Annotated in this window: 33 protein-coding genes; 23 read left to right on the forward strand and 10 right to left on the reverse strand. The window is 37.6% G+C overall.

From position 1 onward, the window contains the following. Positions 1 to 5: 5 nt before the first annotated feature. From P255_RS04895 to P255_RS04915, 5 genes are all read left to right on the forward strand, one after another. Positions 6 to 1,376 (forward strand): hypothetical protein, encoded by a 1,371-nt coding sequence (locus P255_RS04895; RefSeq protein ID WP_004901009.1) that lies wholly within the window; start codon positions 6 to 8, stop codon positions 1,374 to 1,376. A gap of 104 nt (positions 1,377 to 1,480) precedes the next feature. Further along, positions 1,481 to 1,729, forward strand: a complete 249-nt coding sequence (locus tag P255_RS04900) for a holin (protein WP_004901013.1) — start codon at positions 1,481 to 1,483, stop codon at positions 1,727 to 1,729. After that, entirely contained in the window at positions 1,729 to 1,980 is a 252-nt protein-coding gene (locus P255_RS04905; protein ID WP_004901021.1) for a DUF7940 domain-containing protein, read from the forward strand. Before P255_RS04900 ends, P255_RS04905 begins: the two co-directional genes overlap by 1 nt. Beyond that, the gene (locus P255_RS04910) at positions 1,977 to 2,489 is read left to right on the forward strand and encodes a glycoside hydrolase family protein (RefSeq protein WP_004901023.1); all 513 of its coding nucleotides are present in this window, start codon (positions 1,977 to 1,979) and stop codon (positions 2,487 to 2,489) included. The genes P255_RS04905 and P255_RS04910 overlap by 4 nt, the downstream gene beginning before the upstream one ends. Beyond that, positions 2,486 to 2,929, forward strand: coding sequence for a hypothetical protein (locus P255_RS04915; protein ID WP_004901025.1), 444 nt, complete (start codon positions 2,486 to 2,488; stop codon positions 2,927 to 2,929). The genes P255_RS04910 and P255_RS04915 overlap by 4 nt, the downstream gene beginning before the upstream one ends. A gap of 438 nt (positions 2,930 to 3,367) precedes the next feature. Here P255_RS04915 and P255_RS04920 read toward each other — a convergent pair whose 3' ends face one another. From P255_RS04920 to P255_RS04945, 7 genes are all read right to left on the reverse strand, one after another. Further along, positions 3,368 to 4,171, reverse strand: a complete 804-nt coding sequence (locus P255_RS04920) for a tyrosine-type recombinase/integrase (protein WP_228127509.1) — start codon at positions 4,169 to 4,171, stop codon at positions 3,368 to 3,370. Further along, positions 4,155 to 4,511, reverse strand: coding sequence for a phage integrase Arm DNA-binding domain-containing protein (locus tag P255_RS15610; protein WP_004901028.1), 357 nt, complete (start codon positions 4,509 to 4,511; stop codon positions 4,155 to 4,157). Before P255_RS15610 ends, P255_RS04920 begins: the two co-directional genes overlap by 17 nt. 1 nt (position 4,512) lies before the next feature. Beyond that, positions 4,513 to 4,779, reverse strand: a complete 267-nt coding sequence (locus tag P255_RS04925; RefSeq protein WP_004901029.1) for a hypothetical protein — start codon at positions 4,777 to 4,779, stop codon at positions 4,513 to 4,515. Continuing rightward, positions 4,776 to 4,976, reverse strand: a complete 201-nt coding sequence (locus tag P255_RS04930) for a hypothetical protein (RefSeq protein WP_004901030.1) — start codon at positions 4,974 to 4,976, stop codon at positions 4,776 to 4,778. The genes P255_RS04925 and P255_RS04930 overlap by 4 nt, the downstream gene beginning before the upstream one ends. Before the next feature lie 191 nt (positions 4,977 to 5,167). Beyond that, entirely contained in the window at positions 5,168 to 6,034 is an 867-nt protein-coding gene (locus P255_RS04935) for a hypothetical protein (protein WP_004901031.1), read from the reverse strand. A gap of 1 nt (position 6,035) precedes the next feature. Continuing rightward, positions 6,036 to 6,929: a hypothetical protein gene (locus P255_RS04940; RefSeq protein WP_004901032.1), complete on the reverse strand. Its 894-nt coding sequence runs from the start codon at positions 6,927 to 6,929 to the stop codon at positions 6,036 to 6,038. A 44-nt stretch (positions 6,930 to 6,973) separates the two neighbouring features. Continuing rightward, on the reverse strand, positions 6,974 to 7,642 hold the full coding sequence (locus P255_RS04945; protein ID WP_004901036.1) for a LexA family protein: 669 nt from the start codon (positions 7,640 to 7,642) through the stop codon (positions 6,974 to 6,976). Between the two features lie 134 nt (positions 7,643 to 7,776). Here P255_RS04945 and P255_RS04950 point away from each other — a divergent pair, with 134 nt between their 5' ends. From P255_RS04950 to P255_RS15620, 10 genes are all read left to right on the forward strand, one after another. Continuing rightward, positions 7,777 to 8,028: a hypothetical protein gene (locus tag P255_RS04950; protein ID WP_004901038.1), complete on the forward strand. Its 252-nt coding sequence runs from the start codon at positions 7,777 to 7,779 to the stop codon at positions 8,026 to 8,028. Positions 8,029 to 8,051: 23 nt separating this feature from the next. Continuing rightward, on the forward strand, positions 8,052 to 8,504 hold the full coding sequence (locus P255_RS04955; RefSeq protein ID WP_004901041.1) for a phage regulatory CII family protein: 453 nt from the start codon (positions 8,052 to 8,054) through the stop codon (positions 8,502 to 8,504). Continuing rightward, entirely contained in the window at positions 8,486 to 8,791 is a 306-nt protein-coding gene (locus tag P255_RS04960; RefSeq protein WP_004901044.1) for a hypothetical protein, read from the forward strand. The genes P255_RS04955 and P255_RS04960 overlap by 19 nt, the downstream gene beginning before the upstream one ends. After that, positions 8,788 to 9,732: a helix-turn-helix domain-containing protein gene (locus tag P255_RS04965; protein ID WP_004901047.1), complete on the forward strand. Its 945-nt coding sequence runs from the start codon at positions 8,788 to 8,790 to the stop codon at positions 9,730 to 9,732. Before P255_RS04960 ends, P255_RS04965 begins: the two co-directional genes overlap by 4 nt. Continuing rightward, positions 9,729 to 10,157: a hypothetical protein gene (locus P255_RS04970; RefSeq protein ID WP_004901048.1), complete on the forward strand. Its 429-nt coding sequence runs from the start codon at positions 9,729 to 9,731 to the stop codon at positions 10,155 to 10,157. Before P255_RS04965 ends, P255_RS04970 begins: the two co-directional genes overlap by 4 nt. A 416-nt stretch (positions 10,158 to 10,573) precedes the next feature. Further along, a complete protein-coding gene (locus tag P255_RS15060; RefSeq protein WP_004901050.1) occupies positions 10,574 to 10,975 on the forward strand; it encodes a pilin in 402 nt (133 codons plus the stop codon). 343 nt (positions 10,976 to 11,318) lie between these two features. Further along, on the forward strand, positions 11,319 to 11,966 hold the full coding sequence (locus P255_RS04980) for a hypothetical protein (protein WP_004901054.1): 648 nt from the start codon (positions 11,319 to 11,321) through the stop codon (positions 11,964 to 11,966). 177 nt (positions 11,967 to 12,143) lie between these two features. Further along, entirely contained in the window at positions 12,144 to 12,809 is a 666-nt protein-coding gene (locus P255_RS04985; RefSeq protein ID WP_004901057.1) for a hypothetical protein, read from the forward strand. A 186-nt stretch (positions 12,810 to 12,995) separates the two neighbouring features. Beyond that, positions 12,996 to 13,622, forward strand: a complete 627-nt coding sequence (locus tag P255_RS15615) for a hypothetical protein (protein WP_004901060.1) — start codon at positions 12,996 to 12,998, stop codon at positions 13,620 to 13,622. 230 nt (positions 13,623 to 13,852) lie between these two features. Then, positions 13,853 to 14,098, forward strand: coding sequence for a hypothetical protein (locus P255_RS15620; protein ID WP_035365028.1), 246 nt, complete (start codon positions 13,853 to 13,855; stop codon positions 14,096 to 14,098). Between the two features lie 107 nt (positions 14,099 to 14,205). Here the strand turns inward: P255_RS15620 and P255_RS05005 are convergent, their stop codons facing one another. Next, on the reverse strand, positions 14,206 to 14,520 hold the full coding sequence (locus P255_RS05005; protein ID WP_004901064.1) for an Arc family DNA-binding protein: 315 nt from the start codon (positions 14,518 to 14,520) through the stop codon (positions 14,206 to 14,208). 113 nt (positions 14,521 to 14,633) lie between these two features. Here P255_RS05005 and P255_RS15320 point away from each other — a divergent pair, with 113 nt between their 5' ends. The 5 genes from P255_RS15320 (at position 14,634) to P255_RS05025 (ending at position 16,657) form a co-directional block, all read left to right on the forward strand. Then, on the forward strand, positions 14,634 to 14,789 hold the full coding sequence (locus tag P255_RS15320; RefSeq protein WP_004901066.1) for a hypothetical protein: 156 nt from the start codon (positions 14,634 to 14,636) through the stop codon (positions 14,787 to 14,789). Beyond that, positions 14,786 to 15,511 carry a phage antirepressor KilAC domain-containing protein gene (locus tag P255_RS05010; protein ID WP_004901067.1) on the forward strand — a complete coding sequence of 242 codons (726 nt, stop codon included), beginning with the start codon at positions 14,786 to 14,788 and terminating at the stop codon, positions 15,509 to 15,511. The genes P255_RS15320 and P255_RS05010 overlap by 4 nt, the downstream gene beginning before the upstream one ends. Positions 15,512 to 15,588: 77 nt before the next feature. Then, positions 15,589 to 15,885, forward strand: a complete 297-nt coding sequence (locus tag P255_RS05015; protein ID WP_004901069.1) for a hypothetical protein — start codon at positions 15,589 to 15,591, stop codon at positions 15,883 to 15,885. 98 nt (positions 15,886 to 15,983) lie between these two features. Further along, positions 15,984 to 16,211 carry a hypothetical protein gene (locus P255_RS05020; RefSeq protein WP_004901072.1) on the forward strand — a complete coding sequence of 76 codons (228 nt, stop codon included), beginning with the start codon at positions 15,984 to 15,986 and terminating at the stop codon, positions 16,209 to 16,211. Then, positions 16,208 to 16,657: a transcriptional regulator gene (locus P255_RS05025; protein WP_004901074.1), complete on the forward strand. Its 450-nt coding sequence runs from the start codon at positions 16,208 to 16,210 to the stop codon at positions 16,655 to 16,657. Before P255_RS05020 ends, P255_RS05025 begins: the two co-directional genes overlap by 4 nt. Positions 16,658 to 16,784: 127 nt before the next feature. Here P255_RS05025 and P255_RS05030 read toward each other — a convergent pair whose 3' ends face one another. Continuing rightward, positions 16,785 to 17,453: a hypothetical protein gene (locus tag P255_RS05030; RefSeq protein WP_035365030.1), complete on the reverse strand. Its 669-nt coding sequence runs from the start codon at positions 17,451 to 17,453 to the stop codon at positions 16,785 to 16,787. 462 nt (positions 17,454 to 17,915) lie between these two features. On the opposite strand from P255_RS05030, the gene P255_RS05035 reads away from it, so the two are divergent. From P255_RS05035 to P255_RS05045, 3 genes are all read left to right on the forward strand, one after another. Beyond that, positions 17,916 to 18,431, forward strand: a complete 516-nt coding sequence (locus P255_RS05035; RefSeq protein WP_004901077.1) for a hypothetical protein — start codon at positions 17,916 to 17,918, stop codon at positions 18,429 to 18,431. A 350-nt stretch (positions 18,432 to 18,781) separates the two neighbouring features. Further along, entirely contained in the window at positions 18,782 to 19,078 is a 297-nt protein-coding gene (locus tag P255_RS05040) for a hypothetical protein (RefSeq protein ID WP_004901080.1), read from the forward strand. Positions 19,079 to 19,555: 477 nt separating this feature from the next. Next, the gene (locus P255_RS05045; protein ID WP_004901084.1) at positions 19,556 to 19,954 is read left to right on the forward strand and encodes a pilin; all 399 of its coding nucleotides are present in this window, start codon (positions 19,556 to 19,558) and stop codon (positions 19,952 to 19,954) included. Between the two features lie 478 nt (positions 19,955 to 20,432). On the opposite strand, the gene gabP is transcribed toward P255_RS05045, so the two are convergent. Further along, positions 20,433 to 21,833 (reverse strand): GABA permease, encoded by a 1,401-nt coding sequence (gene gabP, locus P255_RS05050; protein ID WP_004901085.1) that lies wholly within the window; start codon positions 21,831 to 21,833, stop codon positions 20,433 to 20,435. Positions 21,834 to 22,026: the final 193 nt, after the last annotated feature.

Here is a 22,026-nt window from a genome sequence, read left to right on the forward strand (position 1 = left end):
AGCTCATGACTGTTTCTAACCAAACGCCGTATGTTGAATATACTGCCAATGGTTCAACAACTAACTTTTCACTTACATTTGATTGTGACAATGCAGATAATCTCATTGTAAAAGTTAACGATGTTGAAGCTATTGGAACATGGACACTACAAGGTTCAACGGTTGTTTTTATTACAGCTCCAATTGCTAACAGTATTGTTTCTATTGAGCGCGACACTCCACTTGAACGCACATCAAATTATCAAACTTATGATGATTCATTTTCACCAAAGCCTGTAAATAAAGACTTCGATAGCATTTGGTGGAAGCTGCAAGAGTTGTATTACAAACTAATCAACAAGGTCAGCATTAAGCGAAAAATCAACACAGTTGGCGGATTAACTGGCGGTGGTGATCTTTCTAGTGATTTAAATATTTCTATTGAAAATCAAAATATTGAACCAAAAACATACGGATCATCAATAAAAATTCCAGTAATTACAGTTAATGAAAAAGGCATTATTACAGGGATTAGTGTTGCAGATTTTGCAGGAGGTGGCGGCAGTACAATTCAAGTTGGTTTTGAAGATATTCTAAATTTACCTACCACCATTTTAGGTTATGGAATCACGGACGCTTTAAATAAAAATAGCAACCTAGGTGATCTTCAGGATAAGGCCGCTGCACGTACCAACCTAGATGTGTATAGCAAGACTGCAGTAGATAATGCGACTGCACAGGCTACTGAAACAGCTCTTGGGACAGCAAAAATTGCAACGACTGCACAGGCTCAAGCACTAACAAATGACACAACATTCCTTACCCCACTCAAGTCTGTATCGGCAATTCGTGCTGCTTTAAATGCTGGTGGAAATACGCCTATATATGCATGCCGTGCTTGGGTTAACTTCAATGCTATCCCGCTTACTGGTACGTACGCCCAATCAGGCACTACAGTTACGGTAACAATGACAGCTCATGGCATGAAAGTTGGTGCTATGTTCTACGCTACAGTAACATCAGGTACAGGGGTTACAGGCTCATATACTGTAGCCACTGTTATTGATGCCAATACGTTCACGTATGTGGCTGGTACTAGCTTAACTACATCGGGGAACATCACACGTAGCATCCATGTACGCAGTAGCGGAAATGTATCTAGTGTGGTGTATCTAGCAGTAGGAGAGTACGTAGTGTACTTTACCACAGCTATGCCAGACGCGGATTATGCGCCTATTATAGCGCCGCCAGTTACAGATGGGTCAGTTGCATACGGATTAGTTGCCAGTAATGGTAGTACAGTTCAAGCAGCAAACTCCATTAGGTTTGTGACCACCAACTCTACTGGATCATCAGCTACAAATTTTGGCAGGATTACCCTAGCTATATATCGCTAACTTATGTTAAACCCTAAGCACCATAATCACACAACCGAATAACCCAAGCCCTAGTGCCTAATAAGCCTAGGGCTTTTTAATTACAAAAATTTTTTGGTGGGTCTATGTCAGCAGATCAGACAGCAATCGAAGCAACAGCTTCAGCAGTAGCGACAAAAATTACATATGGCGGCGGTGCTGCAAGCTTTTTTGGCTTTGTTACTGCAATCAACTGGCTAAGCCTAATTGGTGTCACCGTTGCAGTTTTAGGATTGATTATTAACACATATTTTCAAATTAAGCGAGATCGGCGCGAAGAAGCTGAATCTCGTGCACGAGTGAAATCTTATACAAGTCAGCAAGGTGATGACTAATGAAGCAATGGCTTATCAACTTAAAAAATAAATACATCATTCCAGAGTGGTACAAGGCTTGGAAATCACTGGCTGTTTTACTTCCAACGATTGCTTATTTGATCACCACAGCAATGGATGTAATTCAGCAAACGCAGGGCATTGGACTTATTCCGCCTGAATATCGTCAGCACTTTGGCTTTCTATATATCGGTCTTGCAGCTATCGGTCGAGTGATCAATCAAGGTGGGATTTTGAAAGGGGAAAAATGATGGCGGATAAGAAAAAACCACTCGCAACTCTTGGCATCACAGGCGCTTTGCTGGCTTCGATCATCACTTATGAAGGCTACACATCAAAGCCAGTGATTCCGACCAAGGGCGATGTGCCCACCATTGGACATGGAACTACTGTTTACCCGAATGGTCAGCGCGTCAAGATGACTGACAAAGCAATTACTCGACAGCAAGCCAAAGCATATCTCACTGATTACGTGAACAAAGATGCTCAGAAGTTTGCTGCATCAATTCCAAACGCGAAGCTATCCCAAGCTGAATATGACGTGTATTTGGATTGGACCTATCAATATGGTTTAGGCGCATGGAACAAGTCATCAATCAAAGCAAATTTGGTGAAAGGCGACTATGTGCAGGCATGCAAGTCCTTACTGAAATACAAGTTTGTAGCGGGTCGTGATTGCTCAATCCGTAGCAACAACTGCTATGGAGTGTACACACGACAACTCAATCGCTATGAGAAATGCATGGGGGCTAATTCATGATGACAGCTATTCAAGAAATAATGGCCAAGTTTTATCAGCTCATCATTATTGTACTTACGGTACTAATCTTAATTTTAGGAATCGGCTTTGTCGTACAGACATGGCGTGTATCACACTGGAAAACACAATCTGAAAATGCAGATGCCAAATGCTTAACCCAAATTCAGAAAATCGAGCAAACACAACAAACAGCATTAAAACAGGCAAACGACAAAGCCAATCAAGCGAGTGCAGACTATGAAAAACTCAAAGCAACTCAACAAGTCAAAATCCAAACGGTTAGAGATACAGTGCAAAAGATCGTGGAAAGACCTGTTTATCGTAATGTGTGTTTTGACGATAGCGGGATGCAGCAGCTTGGGAAAGCAATCAGTCTTGGTCAAACCAAGCTATCCAGCGAACTTGATGACACAGTGCCAAAACCTGACAACTCCGAGTGACGGTACTGCTAAGTCTATTTTATTGTGGTCTGTAGATACGGTTGATAAGTACAATGACTGTAAGGCGAAGCATGCAGCACTGGTTGATGCGGTGAAATGAAAAAGCCATCGAAATGATGGCTATTATTTTCTTCAAAACCATGCCAAACTTATTGTGTCAGCAAATTATTGATTAAAAAAGCATAAAAATAATTTGTGTCAGATATTGTGTCAATTACATATAAGATATTGAAATTTAATAAATGTTATCCCCCTTGACATCGTAGAGGTCTCCAGTTCGAGTCTGGATATGCCTACCAAAATTAGTTGAGAAATCAACATATTAAAGCCCACCTTAAACAGTGGGCTTTTTTATTAGGGGAACTTTCGGGGACTTTTCGGGGAATTATATAAAGTCCTCATGTGGAAAACTGCCGTATTTAAATTTAAAAACAATCATTAACGATAGCTGATTTTCTCAGGTTTTGGCGCTTCATGACCTTCCAAATAATGATCTGTCATTTTCACTGTGGCGTGTCCAGCCAGTGCTTGCGCGTACTTTTTGCCATACTTCTGCGTAATGTTATAAATCCCTAAAGCACGTAAATCATGCAGCGATGGACGCTGATTTGGTTCAAGATGATCGTATGCACCCGACAGGTCACGGTACTTTTTAAACTGTTTTGTCAGGTGGTCTTCGGTGACTGCAAACGCATGCAGTTTGACGTTGCGGTTGTGTTCGGTAATGCGCTCTGGTCGGGTGGCAATCAGAAATGGGCAGCGCAGTTTCATTGCATGTTCGATACACTCTAAAACCACATCCCGCAGTTCAGGGTGCATGTCCACTTCAATAAACACAGGTTTGTCATAATTCAGAGATTTATGCTGCAACACGGTCATGGTGTTGTCTTTGATGTTAATGCTGGAGCGTTCCATCACCACCAGATCGGCGCGCCGTTGAATCGAATGCATCGCCAAATCTATTGCAAGTTTTAACCAGGGCGGGCAGATTGCCTTAATGGCTTCAACAGATTCATTTGAATGTCGGGTACGGTTTTTTTCTGGGCGAATCGGCTTTAACGTTTTCTCGGCAATATTGTCTGCAGCCCAGCCATTTGCCACAAAATACTTCCAGATGTCGATAAGCTGAGAACGGTGTTTTTCTGCCTGAAAGTCGGTTTGTCGTTTTAAAAATTCAGACACCATGAGCAGGGTAATGTCACTGCAGTAGTGCTGGTCCCACAGGTCATGATATATTTCCAATATTCGCCGTGATAATTTCCAGTGTGTTTTTGGCGTATTTCTTTTTGGGTAAGTGGATATTTTCGTATTCGGTAAGTGCCTGACCAAAGGTTGGCATGGTGGACTGTTTTTGTGCTTTTTCGACTGATGACAAGATTTTAGACACAATGTCTGGGTTACGCTCCAGTACGGCGTTTAGCGCCTGTGCTGCCTGAATGGCTTCGGTTTTGTCTTTGCCTAAAGATTTGCGTTGTCCGTTTGGTAGTAGGTAGCGGTAATACACCGTTCCATTTGCTTTTTTATCAATTTCAACGTGGGGCGGTAAGTCCTGATACCCCACGCCACGACCACGAGGTGTCATGTTAAATCTCCGCTAAAATTCGGTCTGCAATGCTGTTGCCTGTTTTGGGTGGGGATTTTAGTTCGATTTTTTGCACTTCGGTTGAGTAAAACAGGGGTGCGCCCCAAGAGGTACACTCGACATACCACTGTGTCCCGATTTTCTTGCCGCTTAACCAGCCACGTTTTATATGGCTGATGAGGGTGTCACGGCAGGGGCGGGATTCTTCGTCTTGCCAGTAGCGCTGTGCAAAGACAGTGAGTTTGAGGCGTTGAATGTTGGAGCTCATACCGTACCTCCAAGCATATACACCACTCCTGTAATGACTGCATAGCACAGCGTACCGATACTGGCAAACAGGGCAAAGTCTTTGGTATTGGCCAATACCACTTTGAGGCGGTTTGGGCGTTGTTCTTGTGGGGTGGGGTGTTGGTAGAGTCGTGCGGAGGTTGCGGGCATTTGACTCGGAATGTGTTTTTGTTTCATACTTATCTCGCTTAATTGCAAAGTTCCTACGCCGTCCAAAGTGAAGGGGCTTTTTTATTGGTAGTGAGATAAATATTACCTAAAAGGTAATTAATTGCAAGATAAATTATCTATTTTATCTTTAAGGTTGTTTTTTGGTGGTACAAAAAACCCACCAACGGTGGGTTTCTGAAACCTATTTTCTTTTATGGTTATGCAACTAGGCTATCCCATTCATAAACTTCTTTTGCTAGATTTGTAAGGTCTGTAGAACTATACAACTTAATTCCTTGGGGTTGTAATGTGCTGTCAAGTTTATCTATCACTTCATCAATTTGATCGATTCTTGATTGCTTTAAATGTTTTAAGTTTTCTTCGGATGGCTTAAGTAAAAATAATGAAGGCTCTCTTTTTAATTCATCAGAAGCTGTTCTGAGATCATTAATAGCTTGAAGGTAGTCGGTTTTAATTCTTGATGGATCTGCAAATACAACACTAGCCCAATTACCAATAGTTTTATTATGCCTAGGACGTAAAGGAACATGAATATTTTGTCTATTTATCTGTATAACTCTTGAAGGAGGTATAATTTTTTCAAAATTAATTCCAGCATGATCTTGACGTTTTAATTCATCTATCAAATTGTTGCTTAGTTGTTGCAAGTTAAATGAATGAAATCCACTAATATTACGTTTTTTGATATCTCTAGCTTTACCCAAAGGAACGGCTATATCAAATAAATGATCAATTAGCTTACTACCACTTTTTCCTCGGATAAATCCACGGTTATCGAAAACCAATTGTTTAGATACGCTTGGACATCCTTCATAGACTAACATTTCAGCTAGTTTTGTTATGCGTTGTGCATGAAATTTCATATCTTCATTAAACATGCATACGAAACGGTCAAAACTTTCGCCATCTATAGTTCTGATAAAAATTTCATTATCAGTTTTTAAGACCACACCCAAATTAAAGCATTCTTTAGTAGTTAAATCAGGCATCCATTGTATCGTCATCCATTCCCCAGATAGAGTTGGGTTGGAATTCTCTTTTGAAAGGCGTTCAAGTAAAGACATATCAAGCCACCAATCCTAATCTGTTAGCAAATACGGTTGTTGATTGAATAGAACGATAATGTAAAAAATCTTTTAAATATTCTATATATTTTGGTTGATCATTCGTTGGGATATTGGAAACTTCTAATAAATTTTTCCACCAAGTGGTCAGTATATCTTGCACTGAAATAAAAGCATCTTTGTGCTTATTGGCTGCTTCAACAGCTAGATGTTTTGTGGTGAATTTTGTCTGTGTTTTTACAGATGGTTGATCATTCAATATATTTAATAGTTTATTATTAAAAGCTAAAGTTTTATCCAAAGCCAATAAGTCAGAAAACCAATTCACACTTCCTAAAATTTCACCATGATCAATAATTCCCATATTTCCATCTCCGATCATTACAACATTTCCGATATTTCGATCGTCATTTGCTATAAAGTCATCAAATGCAATAATATTTGGTAGGTTCTTTTGATTGCAAACTAAAGAGTAAGCTTGAATTAACTTTGCAATAGCATTATCTGGATCATTTTTGAATAAGTTTTCAAAATCATTTAAATGAAAAATACCTTTAACACTTTGTCCGCATTCAGTTGTAACCCAAGCCCAAACTGTTTCATTGCTATTAAGATCTACAACATCAGAAAAATCTTTATAAAATAATTTACTAAGTGGTATGAGTGCTGCATTATCGGGCTGTAATATTCCTAAAGCTTTTCCAAGAGTAAAGCCTGTAAGCTCATTACATAATTTTCTTATGCGGTCGTGAGTTGGATAAACTTTTATATAACATTTTTTTATTGTTCCATCATCCCATTCAATACTTGCAAGTCTAGTAACACCCATAGCGCCACCCGTGACTATTTCATGAGAAGCTAGGTAAGAATTCTCTGTTAGTACATTTATAGACATATTTTCCTCATGATTTATTAATTTTTTTTAAAATAACTATTTTTCTAAACATCCCTATAAAGCCCCACAACTTTACCAACCAAACGACAGCCTTCTTTTAAGTCCATCATTTTTTCGTGCCAGTCAGGGTTTAAGGGTTTTAAAACCATCCCATTACTTTCAACAATTAGCTTTTTAAAGGTAGCTTCCACTTCATTGTCACAAACAACAATAACGAGATCGCCAGTTTTTAAATCACTGAGCTGAAAGTCAGGGTTTACATAAATTTTGTCATTTGGTCTGAAGTCGGGAAGCATCGACTCGCCAACCACCACCAAGCCATAACCATTCTTCCCGCATTTAGGATTGGGTGGTAACCATTCGTCAAACTGTGTTCCTGTTGGAGCACTGTCCATCGTTGTCCATGTTCCTGCCTGTACCCATGAGATCACTGGCACTAAACGTCCTGCAATCGGGAATTGATCAGCTACATTCGCATCTAATTTATTATTTTGTTCAGAATCATGTGGTACATCTAGCCAACCATGCGGCTTTCCAAAAGCATCTTCAATTTCACGGGCAACTTTATTGCCAATTCCTTTGATAGGGTTTGTGCCTGCAAACTGGCTTGTTTGTGACTGACCTTTATTAATTTTGTCAGCAAAATTTGAAACGCCACCTACTTGTTCAACTAATAAGCGAGTGTTGTTATATCTAATTGTTTTGCTGTCCATATTTTTCCTAAAAATCTTGTGATTCATCACATAAAGTAATTGTAGAGTTATCACCTAAAAGGTAAACAAGAAAAAAGGTTGTATTTATCTTTACCAAAAAGGTAATATGTGGCTAATACATAAGGATTAGCCCTATGCAATTTCGAAAATACATACTCGGACTTTCAAAAGAAGAACTAGCCAAATATGCAGAATCAGTCGGTACAACAACTGGTTATCTAAAGACACATCTGTTGTATGGGTATAAAGAACCTAGAAAAAAACTGAGAAAAGCACTGGCATATCACAGTCAAGGAAAAGTGTCTGAGGCTGAGGTTTTGGAGCATTTTGGTATTTACTCGACTAAAACGGTAATTAACCAAAATGGTAATACTCCAAGCATCTAATAACACGTTCAAAGGACACCACCATGAACATCCTAGATGCCGCATACGCAACCGTACACGACCACCACGGCGGTGCATCTGCCTTAGCCCCACGCCTAGGCATCAAAAGCCCCGCCGTACTGAACAGCAAGGTCAACCCAAATACGGAAACCCACCACCTGACATTGCTCGAGGCTTCAAAACTCATGGCACTGACAGGGGACTACCGCATATTGCAAACCCTTTGCGCCGAACACGGCAAAGCCGCCATAGATCTGCCCGACATACCCGAAAGTCAGCGTGACCATAGCCTTATGGACACCTTTGTACGCATCGCCATCCAAAAGGGCAATGTCGCACAAACCTTCCACGACATGATGGCAGACGGACGCATTACCCACGGCGAAGCCCTCGACATGAGCAAAGTCATCCATGAACTCCATGTGCTACTTGGCACACTCGCTACACAGGTGCAGGCATGTATAGAGAAAAACTAAACCCACACAGCCTGACCGCGCAAAAACAACGTCAGGCCATCCAGACATGGTACGAACCCGCATTACGCGTGCTGAACGAATTACTGGCAGAAGCACAACAGAACTTACGCCAACGGCGCTACAACGAAGCCAATGCCGCCGTACCACGCCACAAATTTAAAGAACAACTCCAGCGCCGTTTTCGCATTCAGTGGGCGCTGATTAATGACATCGAAAAAAGCCTGCTCAATGCAGACAAAATCGAAATGATGGGCGGTTACATCAAGCCCAAGGCAGGTGAGCAATGAGTCTAGATGCAACCAACTGGGCATGGCGGATTAAATTTCCCGACCGTAAAGGCGGTAGCCTTAAACCCCTGAAAAAACTGGTACTGCTGTCACTGGCAGATCGGGCAGGCGAAGACCATACTTGTTACCCAAGTATGCAACGACTGGAACAGGACACAGGACTAGACCGCAAAACCATCCTGAAAATTATTTCAGAATTACTGGCGGATAACCTGATACAGGATACAGGCGAACGCAAAGGCGTGACCAAACGTGTCAAAGTCTACAAACTGCTTGGCGTAACAGGTCGGGAAACAGTACCAACAACGGAACCATTTAACCGCCAAAAACCACCCGAAACAGTCCCATCAATGGAACAGTCCCAACAACGGAATGATTCCAACAATGGGATGTTGAATAGTCCCAACAGTGGTACTTTGAATAGTCCCAACAATGGGACACAGAATCTACCAAAGAATCTACCAGTAGAATCTAAAAATAAAAAAACGTGGTTGAGTTTGAAAAAACTTGAAGAAGAACTTGGTTTGATCACCGATGCAGAAACCATCGAGCAGATCAAAACCGCCAAGTGGTTCAAACGAGAGCAAACTGCATTTGAGCGTTACAATAGCGACAAGAACCTGTGTGATGACCTGATGCATTATCACTTTGCTGACTGGTTACTGAATGCTCGTTTAAAATACCAAAGCAGAGAGCAACAACCTGCAGCACAAAACCAAACAGCGCAGACAGCAAAACCGAAAAAGCTCTCTGACAAACAAATCAACCTGTTCGCCCAAAAACTTGCACACCATCCCGAAGTATCGAGCAAGTTTGCCGAAGCAGGGGAAAGCTACGAGCAGCTTACGGCGCGCATCGCTGTAAAACTGAATCATGCTGAACAACGCAAAAAACTTGCGCCGTATCTGGCACAGGTGGGATTTGAGGGGGTAGTGGTATGAAGGCAAATACGTTTGTAAAAAAATACGGCTGGAGTGAAGCGCAGGAGGTTGTGAAAAATGCACACTGGGACAACGCCTATAGCGATGGATCCTACTACTCGCATGTAGATTCGGAACACGATGTTTTGCTGAGTGATCTAAAACGCCTGGTTCAGTCGCATGAGATCATCGAAAAAGGTCAGGGTCTGGATGCTTGCAAAGACGTATTTTTATCTGTGGACAGTGACGAATCTGAATACATAAACCGATTAGGGGTTGAATACAAAAAATCATCTGGAGACCCAGACGATAAGGCTTTGATGCTTTGTGACGATGGGGCGTGGATTGATAGCTCGTATTTAAATTACCAACTGGACAGCGCTTACGGTTTTATCAATCTGAAACAACTCAAACAAGCCATCGCTGATGAGGAGTCCTGCTTATGACTCCGCGCGATTTTCTCATTTGTATGATTATTCTGATCATTTTTTGTTTGATTACAGGGGCATCAAGTTACAGCACAAATCATGCGTTGGGGTTTTTATGATGGGTCACAAAATCTTGATCGGGGTCGATACTCGAAGCATGCACAGCAGAATATCGAGCAATGGCAGAAAAAGCTGATGGACACGCAATTGATGCGGAGCGATTGAGTCAGGCATGGGATGCGGTTGTCAGTGAGGTAAAGCCTTCAGATTGAGGACTTTAAAAGGCTTGTAAAATGAATTTCTTACGACTTTTATGGGAGCATAGTATTTTTGAACATAAAATGATAATTAATTATCACTTTATTTCAAATAATTAAATTAAATCACATTTTCCTGTGTATTATTAAGAAATATATAAATTTGAGGGAGCATTTGTGGGCAAGCATATAAAAGGATTCAGCTTAGTTGAAATGCTAATAATTGTAGCAATTATCAGCATCTTAGCTAGCTTCGCTGTTTTAACTTATCAAATATATGTAGCAAAAGCAGAAGTGGCAGATGCATTAATAGAAGCCGATGGATTAAGGCCAATCGTTACCTTGAATATAGCAAGTAATAATAGCTGTGGAGATGAGTCATCCGTTGGAACATATGGTACGGCTGTAGTTTCTGGAACAGCACCTAATTGCATTATTACCTATACATTTAACCAAACAAAGGCTATATCAGCTCTGAAGTTAAAAGTTATAGGGTTTAATGTTGGATTAAACGGGTCATTCACAATTAATGCGGATACCACAGTAGATAGTTTGTACTTGCCGAGTTCATTTCAATAAATTGTTATAGGTATTTACGATGCATAGTATGCAATTGATGCGGAACAATTGAGCCAGGCATGGGCGGTTGTCGAAGAAACAAAAAAATAAAATAATATTTGACAGTTTTTCTAAATAATTTATATACTTATCTTGTAGTAAATTATTTTTTTTAACGCACGCTGTAGTTTTTTCGTTTTATAGCCATGTGAACCTTCACATGGCTTTTTTTATGTTTAAAGTGTTGGTCAGCCATCGTTTGGAGTAAAGTACTCTAGTCAAGATCATTTTATTTACATATATTATTTATTGTGAAAAAATACCAAAAGATAAAATATAAAAACTTTTAATTTTAGGGGAATACATGGCATTTAAACCAAGAAAAAACCAAAATAATAACTCTGGAGCAGCGGCCATCATTGGTATAGTTGTTACAGTTGTTTTAGCTTATAACATTTCGGGATACATAAAAAATAGACATAGTAATACATTAAACTCGGGATCAAATATTTCTGGGCAAACTAACCCTGAAACCAATAATGATTTATCTAAAATACAAAGTCTCGATCAACAAAGACAATTGCAAGAAAAAAATAATGCTGTGCCCTTTGAAAAGAAAGTGATGTATTTCTTTAGCAATCAAGAGCCTGCGGTTGGAAAAATTACATTTGAAGCTGAAAATTATGATGTGGTTTTTACCGTTAGAGATAAAGCTACCAACAAAATTGCTGCGGTGATTCAGTTGCCACAAAACAGGACAGCGGAGCTGAATGTTCCCTTAGGCGATTATTCAGTGAATTATGCGCTTCCAAATGGTGGAACATGGCAGGGTTTAGAGAACCTTTGGGGGACTTTCACTAGCTTCCATGATTCAAATCAAGATTTTTTGATTTCGAGAGAAAATACTGTGAATGGATATGTTATTCATAATAGTGGTATTAAATGTTGTCATCAAACTGTTGTAGCCAGCAATAGACATATTAGTAAATCTGAGTTTCTTGGCGGATCATAATGATTTGTTGGGTGAGTATTGGGCATAAATCAAAGAGCATCTAATGATGCTTTTTCTGTCTCAAATCATGTTGTAAAAAGGACATTTGGTTGACAAACTCCATTTTTAGTCCTAAAAGTTGGTTGACAAACTTAAGAATCAGTCCTAAATCGACTTTAAACTTATAAAGATAGAAATATGCTAGAAATTTTGTTAAAAATTATTGGTGCAATTGCAGCTCTATTCTTACCAATAATACTTGCTTATTTAAATAATAAATTAGCACATTTAAAGAATGGTCGGGAAAGCCGAGCTGAGCTTTTAAAGCTAGCTGAAGACCTTGATTTTGATAGTAAAGATTTAAATAAAAAAACGATTTTGTATAAAGATAGGTTGGCAAAGTCACTATTCAACAATGATTATTTGACTTATGAAGAAGCTAGATTTTTTTCTCAATATGAAAATGCGGATTTTTGGGTTAAAGAATATGCAGAAATTAGAGGTCTACTGAAAAGAGAAAGAGATACATTAGGAGCAATTACAGAAATCACTCCTAAATATACAAAGAAAAGAGTTTGGCTATGTATTGTAGGATATTTCATCTTTGCATTTATTGGAATAATACCCTTTGTAATGATGAATAAATATATTAGTTGGATAGTCAGTTATTATGAAAGAGGCATGCTTGTAAGTATATTTCTTTTGGTTATGTGGCCTATAATTTTTTTATCAATAGGTTACCTTTTTTTGAGATATTCTGAACGCTGTGCAACATGCAGGATATTTTTACATGATTTTAAGAAAGATGCTTTTAAATCTCCAATACTAATTGAGCCTCCTGAAAATCCTCAAGTTACAGAATAGTATATATCTATAGTTTTTTATTTCTCTAATAATCTTAATTTCTTTAATTTAGATTTAATTGAAAATAAATTTTTACCATATTTAAATTACATCAATAAATATAACATTTATTCTAAAATTCCACCCCACACTTGACTCAAGTTGGGGTATATTTATAGAAGTTTTTGGGTTGAGGTAGGGTAGCCTGTGTACAGTAAAAATAATATTTTGCTTCCAACTAAATCAGCATATTCATTAGAAGAAGCTTGTAAAGAATTGAACTTATTTTTCAATAGAGATGATATAGATATTGAATATGTATTGGATCTAGTTCATCAAGGACATATCTGGTTGCATGCAAAATTTAGTAAGGATAATGATCTTTTTGCTCTTCCTATCGAGTGGGAATTAGATCAAAAATTTGATAATAAAGATGAACAGGCAATAGCGGAAATAATTTTTTTTAATAAAATGCTTACCTATCAAAACATTTATAATGGAATGGGGGATTATGATTTATTTTTAAAATTAAGTATTAATTCAGCTTTTGATTTTTTAAACAATAAAAATTTTACCACTCCAATAATAGTTGATATTTATGACCCATGTGAACGTTTTTATCTTTTTGAAAACTATTTAAAACCAGATTCTTCACATAATATAGAGTTAAAAGTAATTCCAGAAAATTTTAATAGAAATGATTTTTTGAATACAGTTCTTATAAACCATTCAACAAGAGAATATATTAAAAAAATTCTTGGCTTGAAGTTTACGATGAAATTTTTGATGGAACTGAATTTGCTAATAGATACTATGAATTTCCAGAAGTTTTAGAAGTTACTGAAATACAAAATCAGCATGCTATAGATAGAATTGAGAAGTTTAAGTGGAAGGAAGAATGGGTTGAGTATTACTGGTATGGTGATAAAGAACTAGAAGATTTTCAAATAAAATATAAAATAGAGGATATCTATATTTTAAAAGATGATATAGATTTTTTAAAAAGAGGTGAAAGTAGAAAAATTAGAGAAAGAAGTGATTATATATCACCACACATCAGAAAAGTGGAAAAACAATCAGATTTAAAGCTAGCTTATGCTAGTAAAAATAGTATTTCTACTAAGTCAATAAACAAGATTATTTATGCTTTAGCTAGTATGGCAAATATTGATATCTCACAACCTCAAGCTGCATTTGCTCAACTACAGCTTTATTGCGAAAGAAACAACTTAGAGTTGCCTAATAAGGATACATGCGGTAAAGCATTCAAGGATGCTAAATACTATTTTGATAATTTTAATTCTAAATAGACTCTAAATAGAACAAATCTAGATGAACTTTAATGATACTAGCCTCATCCCCACGACGAGGCTTTTTTTATGGATATTAAATTTTTAACTAATAAGTCAGTGGTGACTTACTTTTCTGGATTTTTTTTAGGTTCATCGTCCAGTAATAAATTTGCGGATTTTACAATTGTTCGATTAATCAATTGGTTATCCAGACCTTGTTCTTTAAGAACCCGCATTAAATTCAGCAGAAATTTCTCAGATATAAGTTCGTATACTTCATCAGTACTTTCATTTCTATTTGATAGAAAACTTTCCTCTAGTCTAGAAACCATTTCAGCGCTTTGTGAACGATTGTTTTCTTCGGCAGCTTTTTCAATTTTCTCTTTTAATTCAGGAGGAACGCGTAATCGAACAATAGTGTGATCGGCTTGGTTACTCATAAATGACCTCGAAAGCCACAAAATGTGGCAAATATTTTAGTTTACGTATTTACATTACCACAAAGTGTGGCTATATTAATTAAAAGCCACAAATTGTGGCATTTGGAGAAAGCATGAAACCTAAAGAATTTGTATATGTAAAAGTTCGCTTGGAACTTGATTCACATAAGCAACTGAAAGCTAAAGGTGAGCGTGAAGAACGTTCAATGAACTTTTTAATTAACAAGGCAGTCAAATTATTGATCGCTCAAGAAGGAGTTAAAGTATGAATGCAATTGTTCCATTACAAACTCAAACCATGACAAGTTTAGAAATTGCTGAACTTGTAGAAAAACGCCATGACAATGTTAAGCGTACTATTGAAAGCCTTGTAAATACTGGTGTAATTGTCCAACCTCAAATTGAGGATGAACAATCTAAAGATACTATGGGGCGTATTCGTACAACTCAAGTTTGTAAATTTTCAGGCGAACAAGGCAAACGAGACAGCATCATCGTAGTCGCTCAACTTTGCCCAGAGTTTACCGCTCGTTTGGTAGATCGTTGGCAAGAACTAGAAGCCCAAGTTTCAAAACCTGTTGACCCCATGCAGGCACTCTCTGACCCAAATATTTTACGTGGGCTACTACTTGGCTACTCTGAAAAAATGGTTGAACTGGAGCAGAAAGTTGAAGTCATGCAACCAACCATTGATGCTTTTGATCGAATTGCGACTGCGGATGGTAGTTTATGTTTAACGGATGCAGCCAAAGCCTTACAAATGCGTCCTAAAGATTTTATTTCTTTCCTATCTCAAAAGCAGTGGATCTACAAGCGAACAGGTTCAGCTCACTACGTCGGTTATCAAGACAAAGTACAGTCAGGCTTTTTAGAACATAAAGTGACAGAAGTAACGCGTGGTGATGGTTCAAACAAAATCACAGAGCAGGTGAGGGTCACTCCAAAAGGCTTAACTAGACTTTCCAAACTATTAGGTAACGACCATGTTTAATTTAGGCAATAAAAAAGCCCTCATGAATCTTGGCGGAATCAAGGGCTTTCAGTTGTCAACATTCAGGAATATCAACTATGAACAGTATGGTACAACCGAAAGAACAAGTCAAATCCTACGATGCCAGTGATGTATCCGAAGGCTACGCCTTGGCATATGAGCAAGTAGCAGATCTATCCGTCATGATTAATGCAATCCGTAATAATCATGAAAAAACGGCTGAGTATGTAAAGAAGGTCTACAACGTACCAGATACAGTCTTTAGCGATATGAAAAGACTCTTTGCAATTGTAGAAGGTCTTATTTCGGATAATCTGGAATTTTCAAAATCACAAGAAGATGCTTACCAAAATGAATATGATTTAAATTCATAAAATAAAAGCTAAACTGGTTTAATGCGCCTGCATAAATGTTAGCTTGTTGACAAATGTCAACAACAGCATATAATTTAACAATAGTAAAAGGATTAAAGATGAAAAGACATCCTGATAAGCATATTCGAGAAGCCATCGAATACGCGATAGATAACGGTTGGGATGTTGTAGATACAGGCAAATCAGGGCATGCATTCTGTCGCTTAAAATGCGTGCTCGGGCATGCCGAACATCAAATGAGTGTCTGGAGCACACCAAAAGACCCAGAAACTCATGCAAAACAGATCCTTCGTAAAGTTAAACAATGCAACGGAGATGAACTATGAATACATATCACTTCACCGTAGTGGTACGTGATGCACGTTCAGACCTAGCAGATCTCGAAGACCAGTTTTTTGAAGCAGGCTGTGACGATGCATTGCTCTGTAGCTATAACGACACCATCTACCTAGAGTTTGATCGTGAAGCACCGAGCGCAGCACAAGCGATTACATCGGCTTTAGACAATATTCGCTCACTTGGCTTTTCAGATTTGATTGTAGAGGAACAAGGCTTTTCTACACTCTCTGAAATGGCAGAACGGGCAGGCATGAGCCGACAGGCACTTTCGCTATATGCTCAAAACAAACGTGGTGATGGAAACTTTCCAAGACCGATGTATGGACTGGCATCGAAGTCGGCTATGTACTCTTGGCCAGAGGTCGCAACCTGGTTATTTAAACAAGGAAAATTAGACAAAACACATTATGAAGTGGCGAGCACAGCCTCTTAATTTCGTGCTATTTCAGATGTAAAAAGAGACTCTTTCGGGAGTCTTTTTTTATAAAAAATTTGAAAAATAACTGGAAAAATCTCTTTGGGGATAGAAGGTATTAGTTGGCTCTAAAAGTGATATTTCTTTAATTTTTTGATTTTAATTCATTAATTAACTTATCAATCACTTCATGTTCAAAATAGTGTATTTGAGGTGTAATTTTATCTAAAGAACTTTTAATTCCTGAGATAATATGTTTAGAGTCATTTTTTTCTAAATGATCCAGATTAAGGTTTAAGAATAAGTCATAGATTTTTTCTTCTTGCCCCTTATACCAGTCTTCTTTACTGCTATAAACCGAATATTTTCTTAAAGACTCTCTGAAATTTGATAAATTAAATTTCATTGATTTGGTTTCTATTAACAGAATCAGAGCTTCTCTATCTAAATTTTTAAGCTCTTCACTAAAACTCTGTGGGTTCTCAATTTTTTTTTCAAGATCATCTAATGATTTTAAAAAGTTCATAAAAGAAATATCAAATAAATCAAAGCTATCAATAACTTTCCATGCGAATTTATTAGAAATAGACTTATCGTGCTGTTCTCTCCAATCTGTAAAAAAAAGAACTGCTGTACAAGCTGCAGTAAAAGTCGCAAAGGCAAGAAATAGGTTGGTAAGTACAGAAATCTGATCTGAATCTAACTTAAATACATAACTTGCGATCATGTAAATAGCGGCAAGAACTGAAAAAATAGTCAAACAAATCCAGCCAAGCTTATTAAATAATTTTTCTTTCATTTTATCAGCCGCCATGCCAAACCCATTCAACTACTGTATCAACTATTCAGTCCGCATGTCTTTTAAATCACCAAACTTTTACATATGAGGTTCAATAGTAGTAATGGTTTTTTTAATACAATTTTTCTATAACAAATTTGGGAAATAACTGAAAAAATATTTCGGGGAATAGATTTCTAACTGACTGTTTTTATTGAGATTAGATTCTCGAATTTTACAGTGTTTAGACACGAAAAAATGACCATAAATTTGTTGTTTAACATGGTATTAGCGGACTCTCGACGTAATATTGACATCGTAGAGGTCTCCAGTTCGAGTCTGGATATGCCTATTGCTTTCGTCTTGTTGTGTTTCTGTTTAATTTTACATATTGTTATGAGTGAAACATCATTTTAATAAAAATGTGATGTGTATAAACTTTTGAGTTCTACATGATCCAAAAGAATAATTACTGTTTCGCCTAATGGAGTATTTTTTATGGATAAAAAGATTAGCGCCGTTTTATTGGTAGGGTGTTTAGGGGCTTTGGGTATGAGTAGTTATGCTGGAGCAGTACCAGCACCAACTTATAGCGATAGTTCTCGTACAGATAACCGCGTTTATGCAGGCTTGTCATGGAGTTGGGGAAATAAACAGGGTTTGAAACCAGATTATATTGTTGGTTTCCGCTCATTGCATGTGGATTCAGATAATTCAGTGCAAGGTGGAGACATTAATCTTCGTGTAAAATATAACCACGGATTTGTGTTGGGTGATGCTCGTTTAGCTTATGTGAATGGTAAACGTGACTTTGTAGGTAACTATGGCGGTGGCTATTCCTTCATGAATAGAAGTATTTTTGGAACTGTGGCAGGTCAAGGTAGTTATTACCGTTTTGGTGGGGACTATTACTTCAAAAATCATGATTTTAAACCGTATGTTGAAATTAATACCTTAGAAAAACCAGATCGTGAACAACCTAAGGTTACGGTTTTTACTCCGCCACCAGTGTAATCTTTTTTATAAAACCTAATGGTTAGATCTATTTAAAAACCTCGCTTCTGCGAGGTTTTTAAATTCTTACTAGCTTCATGGATTATGTGACATAAAATCATACTACTTGAGCAATTTGGTGCGGCTTTTCTTTTTATGCTTATTATCTGAAATACATCAATAACTATAGTTTTTATAAGATAATAATCTTTTGGTTGTGAATACAAACATTAAAATATGACTGTTCTCATAAAGAACCTGATATGAATTTTTAGTATTTTTTAGTATTTCTTAATAAAAATGTGATATAGTTGACAAAAATAACAAGCATTAAAGTTTGTTTGTGAATAATAAAAATTGGAGAAAAATATATGGCAAAAATAGAAAAAGTAATCTTCATACATCAAGCAGATGAAATTGAAATCACTATAGAAGAGCATGAAAATCAAAACCTAGATATATGTGCTGAGGTTGATTGGTATTCGCTTAGATCGAGTGTTCAATTGAATGCTGTTTTGGGAGAGGTTCAAAGAATTCATAATAATTTAAAGCAACATTTCAATAATTTAGGTTCATTAATTGAAATTGAATGTAAGGGTGCACAACAAGTGATAAAAATAGCAGATATTCAGGCAGCCTTCCCAAATATCCCAATAAAATGGATTTAGAAATTTTAACCACCTTCGGGTGGTTTTTTTATGCTCTATTTTCCTTAGCCGAACAGATGACTGTATACACTGCCGTACTTAACTTGAAAATTTGGTGTGATTTTTTTTTTGCTTATTATCTGATTAAACAAGGTAATCAACTTATTAAAATCAGCAGTGACTAAACTAAATAGCCCCAGATGCCTACAGCGTCCAAGCAAGCGGTTATTAATGATGCACTAACACAGAATTCCTACTCGAAGCATGTGCAGTAGAAATACAATAATTCCAAAAAAATGACAGATATGCAATTAATGTAGAGCGATTGAAGCAGATGCTAGATGTTCTAGTAAATAAAAAAATTGGACACATTTATTTTAAAAATAAATTGATTAAAAAATAAACATTTTATATATTTTTAAGATATAAAGAACAAAGAGTCATAAATTTTACTTAGAGACAATAAATCTAATATACCCTAAATTTGGAGAAATACTTATGGATACTCATCATAAGGGGTTTAGTTTAATTGAATTGCTTACAGTGATCGCAATAGTCGTTATTTTAGCTGCTCTAGCACTTTATGCATATCAAACTTATATAGCGAGAACACAGGTAACTGAGGCTATAGTTCTAGCAGGTGGTTTAAAACCCCAAATTGTAACAGATATAGCAAACAGCACTTGTAGTACTGATTCATCTACAGGGACATATGGTGTAGCTGTCATTGGAGGGGTAGTACCGAATTGTACTATTACTTATACATTTAACAATACCAATGCTACAGCTATTCTAAAGTCAAAGGTAATAGGCTTTGACGTTAGTTCTAATGGAACTCTTACATTAAATTCAGATACCACTGTAGACAACAAATATCTACCTAATTCAATAAAATGATTTATTGATAAATTTTATTCACATAGAAGTTTTTTTAATTACAGCACCACCACAGAAAAGTTATTCGAAGCTTACCGCAGGATGTGGAGCAATAGCAGGAAAAACTGACAGGTATGTAATGAATGTACACCGAGTGAGAAGCGGGTGTTGGGATATTTGATTATAAGTTGGAAAAGCTCTCGATAGAGGGGTTTTACTAATCATTGAGAATACCTCATCGCTGATAGATTTTGGAGTCGTTTGAAATCGAAAATGAATCATAGTATTTATATTTCAAAGGTTTATGGGGTTTCTTTGTATAAATCATAAGTAAGGCGGCTGTATTGTGAAGAGGGAAGTTCTAGTAGAGTTCTGGTCTAAAATAGTGCTTACAAACGGGATAAGATGTTTGTATTTAACCTTGTATGTTCGCCTCTAAAGAACAAAATGCCAGTCAATTTCTTAATTGACTGGCATTGAGTATATCTAGGATTAAGGGTTAATTGGTTTCGACTGAAGAAAGACCCGCATTTAAACTATTTTGACGACGACGTTTGGTCACAATCAGACCTGAAATCACCACCAATATACTTAAGATTGCTGTTGAGGTAATTTCATGTACATGGTTTGGATCAAAAGCCATAATACCAAGCGCTGCAATAATAAACACAATTACTGCCCAAGTCAGGTATGGGAAACACCACATTTTCATGCTAAGAGGTTTACCCTCGGCAATTAATCTTTTACGCATTCTGAGTTGAGAGCAAGCAATTACCAAGTACACCAACAGTGCAATTGCACCAGAGCTGTCGAGTAAAAAGCTAAAGACCGCTTTTGGTGCAGCGTAGTTAGCGAAGGTGCAAAGGAAAGCAATCGCTGTTGACATCAGTACGGCATAGACAGGAGTATGGCTTTTGTTGACTTGGCGGGTAATCGCAGGTGCATCACCGCGTTTGCCTAAAGAGTACAACATACGAGATGCCGTATATAAAGCAGAGTTCAAGCAGCTTGTCACTGCAGTTAAAACGACAATATCAACAATCAGTTTGGCATGAGGAATATGCAAAACTTGTAATACAGTTTGATATGATCCCATTTCTGCCAAGCGAGGATCATTCCAAGACACCAAGCTCACAACAATAAAAATAGACACCAGATAGAATAGACCAATACGCCAGATCACAGAGTTAGTCGCTTTGGTAATTTGACGCTCAGGATCTTTAGATTCACTGGCTGCAATGGTGACAATTTCAGAACCCATGAAAGAAAACATGGTGGTTAATAAGGCTGCGATGACTGTGCCAAAACCATTTGGCATAAACCCGCCTTGATCCCATAAGTGTTTGACACCATTCACTTCAGGTGCTGGCGAGAAACCAAAAATTGCTGCACAGCCAAGCACAATAAAGACAATGATTGAGCCAACTTTTACTGTTGCAAGCCAGAACTCAAATTCACCGTAATTTTTTACACTAAACAAGTTGGTGACCGTTAGCGCTGCGGTAATCAGGAAGGAGAGTAACCAGACTGGCGCACCTGGAATCCAAGAGTTAATAATGGCCGCTGCGGCATTGGCTTCAAATGGAATAACCAACACCCAAAACCACCAGTATAACCAGCCAATCGTAAAACCAGCCCATTTACCAATGGAACGGTCAGCATAAGTAGAAAATGAACCACTGTCAGGTTGTGATACTGCCATTTCGGCAAGCATACGCATCACTAAAACGACCAGTGTTCCAGCCATAAAATAGGAGAGTAGAACGGCTGGACCTGCCGAAGCAATGGCATGTCCAGAACCAACAAATAAACCAGCTCCAATAGCACCTGCAATAGATAGCATGGTGACATGGCGGTTTTTTAATCCTTGAGAGAGATTGGCTTGATTGTTATGTGCCATGAATAAAAACCTACGCAAAACGAAAATATAAAAGCCCCATCGTAGATAAGCATAAAGCGTACCAACTTGGGCGTATTCACATGCAAGAGTTTGGTTTTTGATCTAGAAAGAGAAAAGACAATTCCATCTGTGGGGAGAGCGAGCAAACATTATTCCATAATCACCAAATCGGATAGATTTGGGTTTGCCTGTC

This window comes from Acinetobacter brisouii CIP 110357, from assembly GCF_000488275.1.
GTDB classification, from domain to species: domain Bacteria; phylum Pseudomonadota; class Gammaproteobacteria; order Pseudomonadales; family Moraxellaceae; genus Acinetobacter; species Acinetobacter brisouii.